The organism is Campylobacter sp. IFREMER_LSEM_CL1097 (genome assembly GCF_025772225.1).
Taxonomy (GTDB): Bacteria; Campylobacterota; Campylobacteria; order Campylobacterales; family Campylobacteraceae; genus Campylobacter_D; species Campylobacter_D lari_D.
The window spans coordinates 1-6228 of record NZ_JAKMRT010000030.1 but is presented as its reverse complement, the minus strand read 5'-3'; the positions used below and the strand labels follow the sequence as shown (position 1 = coordinate 6228).

Annotated in this window: 6 protein-coding genes and 1 pseudogene; 5 read left to right on the top strand and 2 right to left on the bottom strand. The window is 29.0% G+C overall.

The genetic code is table 11. The annotated features are described in order from the left end of the window. Together L8W64_RS08610 and L8W64_RS08605 are read left to right on the top strand one after the other, a co-directional pair. Positions 1-327: pseudogene (locus L8W64_RS08610) on the top strand (transcription termination factor Rho); the annotation flags it as partial. 2 nt (positions 328-329) lie between these two features. After that, positions 330-1865, top strand: a complete 1536-nt coding sequence (locus L8W64_RS08605; protein ID WP_133319848.1) for a DNA polymerase III subunit gamma/tau — start codon at positions 330-332, stop codon at positions 1863-1865. On the opposite strand, the gene L8W64_RS08600 is transcribed toward L8W64_RS08605, so the two are convergent. After that, complete coding sequence (locus L8W64_RS08600; RefSeq protein WP_263673504.1) at positions 1862-3955, bottom strand: TonB-dependent receptor domain-containing protein; 2094 nt, start codon at positions 3953-3955, stop codon at positions 1862-1864. The genes L8W64_RS08605 and L8W64_RS08600 overlap by 4 nt on opposite strands. Positions 3956-4113: 158 nt before the next feature. On the opposite strand from L8W64_RS08600, the gene exbB reads away from it, so the two are divergent. The 3 genes from exbB to L8W64_RS08585 are packed head-to-tail and all read left to right on the top strand — an operon-like array spanning position 4114 to position 5577. After that, entirely contained in the window at positions 4114-4545 is a 432-nt protein-coding gene (exbB, locus tag L8W64_RS08595; protein WP_133319846.1) for a TonB-system energizer ExbB, read from the top strand. Beyond that, positions 4538-4927, top strand: a complete 390-nt coding sequence (gene exbD / locus L8W64_RS08590; RefSeq protein WP_263661673.1) for a TonB system transport protein ExbD — start codon at positions 4538-4540, stop codon at positions 4925-4927. Before exbB ends, exbD begins: the two co-directional genes overlap by 8 nt. Further along, complete coding sequence (locus tag L8W64_RS08585) at positions 4924-5577, top strand: energy transducer TonB (protein ID WP_263661674.1); 654 nt, start codon at positions 4924-4926, stop codon at positions 5575-5577. The genes exbD and L8W64_RS08585 overlap by 4 nt, the downstream gene beginning before the upstream one ends. Positions 5578-5587: 10 nt before the next feature. On the opposite strand, the gene L8W64_RS08580 is transcribed toward L8W64_RS08585, so the two are convergent. After that, a complete protein-coding gene (locus L8W64_RS08580; protein ID WP_263673503.1) occupies positions 5588-6040 on the bottom strand; it encodes a DUF411 domain-containing protein in 453 nt (150 codons plus the stop codon). Positions 6041-6228 lie beyond the last annotated feature (188 nt).

Genomic DNA, 6228 nt, shown 5'->3' with positions numbered 1-6228 from the left:
GGCTCATTAACCATCATAGCAACTGCTTTGATAGAAACAGGCTCAAGAATGGATGAAGTGATTTTTGAAGAATTTAAAGGAACGGGAAATAGTGAAATCGTTCTTGATAGAAATATTTCAGACAGAAGAATTTACCCTGCAATTAACATCATAAAATCAGGTACTAGAAAAGAAGAATTACTCCAAGGTGTTGAAAAACTTCAAAAAATTTGGGCAATTAGGTCAGCTATTTCACAAATGGATGATATAGAAGCTTTAAAATTCTTATACTCTAAAATGCTAAAAACCAAAAGCAATGAAGAGTTGTTATCCATCATGAATGAGTAGTAATGCTCCAAGCTCTTGCTGTTAAATACAGACCAAAAAATTTCAATGAGCTTGTAGGACAAAATACTGTTTCTACAAGCTTAAAATATGCTCTTGAAAATAACCGCTTAGCACATGCTTATTTGTTTTCAGGATTACGCGGAAGCGGAAAGACTTCAAGTGCAAGAATTTTTTCAAGAGCTCTAGTATGCGAAAAGGGACCAAGTGCTAATCCTTGTGGAGAATGTTCTCAATGCTTATCTTCACTCAGTGGCTCTAATATAGACATTATAGAAATGGATGCTGCAAGCCATAGAAGCTTAGAAGACATTCAAGAGCTTATCGAGCAAGTTAAGTACGCTCCATCTTTAGCTAGGTTTAAAATTTTTATTATCGATGAAGTGCATATGCTTACCCCACAAGCAGCAAATGCCTTGCTTAAAACCTTGGAAGAACCACCAAGCTATGTAAAATTTATACTAGCAACAACTGACCCTTTAAAACTTCCTGCTACGGTTCTTTCAAGAACGCAGCATTTTAGATTTAAGCAAATTTCTATCCACGATATCTTAAATCATCTTGAGTGGATTTTAGAAAAAGAAAATATCAATTATGAAAAAGAAGCTTTAAAACTCATAGCAAGAAGTGGAAACGGATCTTTAAGAGATACTCTAACTTTATTAGATCAAGCCATAGTATATTGTCAAAATCATATACAAACACAAAAAATTACTGCGATGCTAGGCTTTTTAGATCCATCTAAAATTGAAGAATTTTATCAAGCCATTTTAGCTAGCGATAAAGATAAAGTTCTTGAGTTTTTAAAAGAATTTGAAGATTACGAGGCAAGCAATGTCATTGATGAGATGATATTTTTTTTAAAAGAAGCATTTTTTGCCAAAAACAATCTTTTTTCTATGTTAATTTACGAAAGATTTTTTAGAATTCTTTCGCGTGCTAAGACTATGTTAAATTCTAGCGATGATGATAGTTTTGTACTTTGTGTTATGGCTTTCATGCTTATAGAAGCAACTTATCTAAAAAGTATTGATGAGGCTATTTACAGTAAAAGTCCAAAACAAGATAATACACCAAGCCCAAAACAACAAGAAATTCTTTCTATACAAACAATTAAAGAAGAAAAACTTAATCCTTATGAAAGTTTGTTAAAAGCTATTTACAAAAGAGATTATGATTTAGCTGAAGTTTTCAAAAAAACTACGCAGTTTATTTCTTTTGAAGATGATATTTTAAGTATTAGCTCACATGCTAAAGATGATGATAGAAAAACCCTAAACAATGGCTTTAAATTAATCAAAGTCTTGCTTCATGAGCTTTTTGGAGAAAAAACACAAATTAAAATTCAAAAAATAGAAACTATAGATACCCAAAAATTACAAGATATATTCAAAACTCCTATAAAACAAGAAATAAAAAGTACTCCGAATTTAAATGAACATTTTGAAAATTTTAAAAAAGATGCTAAAAAATACGATCCTAAAGACGAAACCAAAGAAGCTCTCAATAAGCTCTTTGGCTCCCCAACTATACAAAATTAAAAACTGCCGTTGATTGAAATATAAATTCTTCTTCCTTCTTCTATGCGATTATAAGTATTTACCCAAGTATCTTCACCTTTGTTTTTATAGGACTCCCAATCATTTGTAAAACTTTTATCAAAAAGATTATAAATTGCCGCATTAATATTCCATTTTTTATTGATATCATAACGCACACCCATAGAAGCTAAAAAGACATCTTGATAATACTCTCTATTAATATTTGTATCACCCATATAACGATCTATTTGCCATTCGCCTTTTATCCATGGAGTGAATTTGCTAAAGATATTATAACTTGCTTTTAGCATGATATTGTGTTTTAGACTATCAATTTCTGGTTTTCCTATCATAGTTTTATCTTGCGCATCTTTAATTTCACTATCAAGATAAGTATAAGCTAAATCTAAATTTAAATGCTCTACAGGAGTAACCCCAGCTCCAAGTTCTATGCCTCTATACTCAACCTTGCCATGATTAATCGCCTGATAGCATGTATCAGCTTCACATTTTCCAATACCCAAAATCATACTTTCTTTACTAAATTTTTGACTAGAAATTTTATCTTTAAAATTTGTTAAAAAGCCAGTTGCTGAAATATAAAACAAATCATTATTATAAACAGCGGCTAGTTCATAATTAAGCAATGTTTCTTCTTTTAAATTCGGATTTCCATACATAGGATATTTACCTTGTCCACTATAATTATAAGCACCAGCTATCAATCTATTAGCATATGGGGTTCTAAAGCCTGTTGAAACACCGCCTTTTAAAGTAAGCTCACTAGTAGGATTATAAACTAAATAAGCTCTTGGAGAAATGTTATTTCCAAAAATTTCATGATAATTATATCTTGCTCCAAAAGTAAATCTTAAATCATCTCTTATACTATATTCATCTTCTGCAAAAAAAGCTAATAAATATTGATCAAAATTAGTAGGATTAGCAATTTTATCTTGCATTTTCTCAAGTCTATACTCACCACCCACGCTTAAAATATGACTTTGACCTAAAGGAATAACTGATTTTGTATCTATAATAATATCTTCAGCAACTATATCTCTATTTTGCCCTAAAAATGGCTGATTTGCTTGGCCAACTACCTCACGCCCATCGTTACTTACACGGTTATACTGCAAGGTAGAAGTAATCGAAAAATCTTCATACACACCCTCATGACTTAAATAAGTTACCAACTTATCTACTTGCATAGTGTCTGTATAACCACCTGTTAAAGAGCCATCATTTTTATCTGTTGGTTTTGTTAATGTGCCTAGTTGGCCTTTTTTATTATCATAGTGATTTCTTGAAAAATCAATATCAAATATCAAGATATTATAATCATCTACTAAGTAATTTAACCTAGTTCCTAAACTAAAATTATTAGCTTTTGTAGGACTTTGAGCCTGATCACCTTGCACTCTTTGTCCACTTCCATTACTAAATTCAACATTAGATTGTTCCCTATAAAACCCTCTAAAACGTAAGGTTAATCCTAGACGATCATTCATCAATGGGCCACTTGAATATATACTTGTGCCATAAGTATTGCCCCATTCTTTATGTGCATTAAAAATACTATCTAAACTAACTGATGTTTCCCATTTATCGCTTACTTTTTTTGTGATGATATTTACAACACCACCTAAAGCTTCAGAACCATATAAAGTACTCATTGGTCCTTTTATCACTTCTATTCTTTCTATGCTAGAAATTGGAGGTAAAAATGAATTTGAAATCTCATTAAAACCATTAGGTCCTACTTCTCCACCTATCCCTTGACGGCGCCCATCGATTAAAATTAAAGTGTATCCGGTAATACCTCTCATGGTGATATTATAAGATCCAGTTTTTCCCTTACTAGCAAATAAATCTATACCAGGAATATCAGCAATAGCTTCGGCAACATCTCTATAAGGCTTACTCTCTAAATCTTTTTTACCAATCACATTTATAGTAGCAGGAGCTTCTTTGATATCTTGAGAAAATCCCGAAGCACTCACTATAGAGCTATCTAATAAAACTTCTTGTGATAAAGCATTACAGACCAAAAGACTAGCAACACAAACTGACAAGCAATAATTTTTCATTATTTCCTTTCATAAATAAACAAAATTTTCAAAGTTGGAATATTATGATAATAATTATTAATTTAAAATAAATTTATTATATCAATTATGATAATTGTTATTAATAAATAATTTAATTTTCAGTAATATAATCACAAAAATTTTTAAAGCGAGGATGTATGGAATTTTTAAAAACTTATATTGACTTAATTATATTTATTGTTTTAGGGTTAATGGCATTTATTGCTATATGGTGCACTATAGAACGCATCTTATTTTTTAGAAAAATTAAACTAAATGATTATCAATGCCAAGAAAAATTTGATGATGCAATTAGTGAAAATATCACTATGCTTTATATTATTTATACTAACGCTCCTTATGTAGGACTTTTAGGAACTGTAGTAGGGATTATGATTACATTTTACGACATGGGAGCAAGTGGAAATATTGATGTAAAATCTATTGTTATTGGCTTATCGCTGGCTTTAAAGGCTACTGCTTTGGGAATTTTAGTTGCCATCCCTTCTTTGATGGCTTATAATGGATTGCTTAGAAAAATATCAACTTTGAGTAATGCATATCGTATTTTTAAGGATAAAAATGCTTAAATTGCCAAAAAATGAAGGTTTAAATATTATTCCTTTTATAGATATAATGCTTGTTTTACTAGCCATTGTTTTAAGTATATCCACTTTTATCGCACATGGTGAAATCAAAATCAATCTACCTCAAAGTGAAAATTCAAATTCCAAAAGTGAAAATAAAGACAAAATAAGCATCTTAATCGATAAAGAAAATAAATTTTATATCGATGGAAAAACAGTTTCCATAGAAGAAATAAAAGAAAAATTTGACACTATAAATTCTAAAACCTTAGTAGAGTTAAAAAGTGATAAAGAAGCAAAATTTGAAAGCTTTGTAAAAATTATTGATATTTTAAAAAATAAAAATCATGAAAATTTTCAAATTTTAACAGAGCAAAAAAGATGAAGACTTTTATAAGTAATCATAAAAATCAATCATTTTTCATTACTTTATTTATCTTTTTACCTTTACTTTTTGTTTTTCTTTATACTAAGAATTTTTTACATATACAACATAACACTACAAAGGAAGAAAAATTTAATATAGCTATAAAACAATTTTTACAAGATTCTCCTAAAATAAAAAACGAACAATCTAAACAAGAAAAAATAAAAAAAATAGAACAAGTAAAAGAAAAACCTATCGTTCAACCTAAAAAAATAAATACTTCAACCGATACTAAAGCAACAAATCGATTAAAAGAGGAAATAAAATCTCAAAAAATAACATCTCAAGAAAAAAACATCCTGATAAATTCTCAAGAAAGTATATCTTTAACTAATAACAATGAACTTTTAAAAGAAGTTAAGCAAGCTATAGATAAAGCTTTAATTTATCCTAGGCAAGCTCGAAAAATGCGGATGAGTGGCGAAATTTTAGTAGAATTTACATGGACTAAAGATAAAAATCTATTAAACTTAAAAATATTAAAACCATCAAAATATAAATTATTGAACGATAGTGCCTTAGAAACTATACATATAGCGTCTAAGAATTTTCCACAGTATGAAAAAACTTTTCATATAAGAATACCATTAATATATAAAATAAACTAAGCAAAATTGCTTAGTTTGTCTTGATTAAATTATGTCCTTTATAGATCCCATAAATTTTATAATCTCCATTTTTAAGCATCAAAACTACAGGATATTCTTCTTCATAACCTTGTTCCATTCCAGGACTTCCTTGAGGCATACCAGGAGCAGAAATACCTATAACATCCTCAGGTTTATTTTCCAAAAGCCAAGCAACTGCATCTTCAGGAACATGCCCTTCTATAGCATAGTCATCAATCACGCCAGTATGACAGCTTTGATACATAGGCTGAATATTCATTTTTTCTTTTATTTTTAAAAAATCTTCACTTTTGTGTATTTGTACTTTATAGCCTTTATCTTTCATATAATTAGCCCAAAGATCGCAACATCCACAAGTGGGACTTTCGTAAATATTTAATATTTTTTCATTAGCCAATAAGCTTGTAAAACCAAACGTTAAAGTTAAAAATAATTTTTTCATATATCCTCCAAAAATAAAAAAGATACAATACATTATAAAAATTAATATTTTATATCAAAAACCAAAAATATCAACTATGGCTAATTAAAAATATTAAATTAAAGTATTACTACTAAATAAAATTTCTAAATAACTTTTCTGATTTTCTACCACTTAATAAATACTAAAACCTTCTTTTTATTTTGTAA

Coding starts and splice junctions, on each gene's coding strand:
- L8W64_RS08605 (WP_133319848.1), top strand. CDS start 330: ATGCTCCAAGCTCTTGCTGTTAAATACAGACCAAAAAATTTCAATGAG.
- L8W64_RS08600 (WP_263673504.1), bottom strand. CDS start 3,955: ATGAAAAATTATTGCTTGTCAGTTTGTGTTGCTAGTCTTTTGGTCTGT.
- exbB (WP_133319846.1), top strand. CDS start 4,114: ATGGAATTTTTAAAAACTTATATTGACTTAATTATATTTATTGTTTTA.
- exbD (WP_263661673.1), top strand. CDS start 4,538: ATGCTTAAATTGCCAAAAAATGAAGGTTTAAATATTATTCCTTTTATA.
- L8W64_RS08585 (WP_263661674.1), top strand. CDS start 4,924: ATGAAGACTTTTATAAGTAATCATAAAAATCAATCATTTTTCATTACT.
- L8W64_RS08580 (WP_263673503.1), bottom strand. CDS start 6,040: ATGAAAAAATTATTTTTAACTTTAACGTTTGGTTTTACAAGCTTATTG.